The 2,551-nt window shown below is 66.1% G+C and carries 3 protein-coding genes; all 3 read left to right on the forward strand.

Going from position 1 to position 2,551, the window contains the following annotated elements; translation table 11 throughout:
• Positions 1 to 423 (forward strand): 2-oxo acid dehydrogenase subunit E2 (locus H0W38_RS20755; RefSeq protein WP_292457758.1); only part of this gene is annotated, 423 nt, incomplete at its 5' end.
• 13 nt (positions 424 to 436) lie between these two features.
• Positions 437 to 1,870, forward strand: coding sequence for a dihydrolipoyl dehydrogenase (gene lpdA / locus H0W38_RS20760; RefSeq protein WP_292457760.1), 1,434 nt, complete (start codon positions 437 to 439; stop codon positions 1,868 to 1,870).
• A gap of 129 nt (positions 1,871 to 1,999) precedes the next feature.
• On the forward strand, positions 2,000 to 2,551 hold a 552-nt coding region (gene zapE / locus H0W38_RS20765), incomplete at its 3' end, for a cell division protein ZapE (RefSeq protein WP_292457763.1).

Here is a 2,551-nt window from a genome sequence, read left to right on the forward strand (position 1 = left end):
TACTTCGACATCGGCATCGCGGTCGGCTCGCCGCGCGGGCTGGTGGTGCCGATCCTGCGCAATGCCGACCAGATGAGCTTTGCCGACATCGAGAAGAAGATCGCCGAGTTCGGCCAGAAGGCCCGGGACGGCAAGCTCTCGCTCGACGACCTGACGGGCGGCACCTTTTCCATCAGCAACGGCGGCGTATTCGGCTCGATGCTCTCCACGCCGATCATCAATCCGCCGCAAAGCGCGATCCTCGGCGTGCATGCCACCAAGGACCGTGCCGTGGTCGAGAACGGCCAGGTCGTGGTGCGGCCGATCAACTACCTGGCGATGAGCTACGACCACCGCATCATCGACGGGCGCGAGGCCGTGCTCGGCCTGGTGGCGATGAAGGAAGCGCTGGAAGATCCGGCGCGCCTGCTGTTCGACATCTGAGGCGGCGCGCAACATGAGCAGCAACAAACAGTTCGACGTCGTCGTCATCGGCGCCGGCCCCGGCGGCTACATCGCGGCGATCCGGGCGGCTCAGCTCGGCTTCAACACCGCCTGCATCGACGAGTGGAAGAACGACAAGGGCGGCCCGGCACCGGGCGGCACCTGCACCAACGTCGGCTGCATTCCGAGCAAGGCGCTGCTGCAGTCGAGCGAGCACTTCGAGCATGCGGGGCATGGCTTCGCGGCGCACGGCATCGGTGTAGGCGAATTGAGCCTCGACTTGTCGAAGATGCTCGGGCGCAAGAACGCGGTCGTGAAGCAGAACAACGACGGCATCCTGTATCTCTTCAAGAAGAACAAGGTGACGTTCTTTCACGGCCGCGGCTCCTTTGCCAGGGCGAGCGAGGGCGGCTACGAGATCGCCGTTGCCGGCGCCGCGCCCGAAACCATCACCGGCAAGCACGTCATTGTCGCCACGGGCTCGAACCCGCGTGCACTGCCCGGCGCTCCCTTCGACGAGGACCGCATCCTCAGCAACGACGGCGCGCTGCGCATTGCGGCGGTGCCCAAGCGCCTCGGCCTGATCGGCGCCGGCGTCATCGGCCTGGAGATGGGCTCGGTATGGCGGCGGCTCGGTGCGGAAGTGACCGTGCTGGAGGCGCTGCCGAGCTTTCTGGGTGCAGTCGATGAGCAGATCGCCAAGGAGGCGCACCGCGCCTTCACCAAGCAAGGCCTGAAGATCGAACTGGGCGTGAAGATCAGCGAAGTGAAAACCGGCGGGGAAGGTGTGAGCGTTGCCTATGCCGACGCCAAGGGCGGTACGAAAACTCTGAACGTCGACAAGTTGATCGTTTCGATCGGGCGGGTGGCGAACACCACCGGTCTGAACGCCGAGTCGGTCGGCCTGCAGCTCGACGAGCGCGGCGCCATCACCGTGGACGACGACTGCCGCACGAACCTGCCCAAGGTGTGGGCGGTCGGTGATGTGGTGCGCGGCCCGATGCTTGCGCACAAGGCGGAAGAAGAGGGCGTGGCGGTGGCCGAGCGCATCGCCGGCCAGCACGGGCACGTGAACTTCAACACCATCCCGTGGGTGATCTACACCTCGCCCGAGATTGCCTGGGTTGGGCAGACCGAACAGCAGTTGAAGAGTGCCGGGCGCGCCTACAAGGCCGGCAGCTTCCCTTTCCTCGCCAACGGCCGTGCCCGCGCGCTCGGCGACACGACCGGCATGGTGAAGATGCTGGCCGATGCCAAGACCGACGAAATCCTCGGCGTGCACATCATCGGCCCGATGGCCAGCGAGTTAATTGCCGAGGCGGTTGTGGCGATGGAGTTCAAGGCCAGCAGCGAGGATCTCGCCCGCATCTGCCACGCGCATCCGAGCCTGAGCGAGGCGATGAAGGAAGCCGCGCTGGCGGTCGACAAGCGCACGCTCAATTTCTGAGTCGTCCGAGCAGCGGCTGCCGCGGATGCCGCAGTGCTTCGTGGCGAGCCGCCAGTTCCGTTTCCGGTTGGCAGCGGCCTGCACTGCCGTGTCCCGTTTCGCCGCTTGCCGGCCCTAGCATCAGCGCCCATGGCCGTTCGCGACCTCTACCTGCGCACGCTCGCCGAACGCGGCTACGACGCCGACGCGGCTCAGTTGAGCGCGATCGACGCGCTGGAGCGCTGCGAGCGCGAATGGGCCGACTACAAGGCCCGGCGCAGCAACACCCTCGGCAAGCTGATGCTGCAGGCGTCGCGGCAAGCTCCGGTCGACGGTGCCTTCAAAGCGCGTGAGCCCGCCTTGCGGCGGCTCGGCGACTGGCTGGTCCGCCCGCCGATCCCGCGCGGCGTTTACATGCACGGCGGCGTTGGCCGCGGCAAGAGCTTCCTGATGGACTGCTTTTTTCAGGCAGTGCCGCTGAGGCGCAAGACACGGCTCCACTTTCACGAATTCATGCGCGAAGTGCATCGCGAACTGCAGGATCTCAAGGGCCAGGCAGACCCGCTCGATGAACTCGGCCGGCGCATTGCGAGGCGCTTTCGGCTCATCTGCTTCGACGAGTTCTTCGTGGCCGACGTGACCGACGCAATGATCCTGCACCGGCTGCTCGCGGCCCTGTTCGCCAACCGCGTGAGCATCATC

It is taken from the genome of Methylibium sp., assembly GCF_013817365.1.
Classification (GTDB): Bacteria; Pseudomonadota; Gammaproteobacteria; order Burkholderiales; family Burkholderiaceae_C; genus Methylibium.

Coding starts and splice junctions, on each gene's coding strand:
- lpdA (WP_292457760.1), top strand. CDS start 437: ATGAGCAGCAACAAACAGTTCGACGTCGTCGTCATCGGCGCCGGCCCC.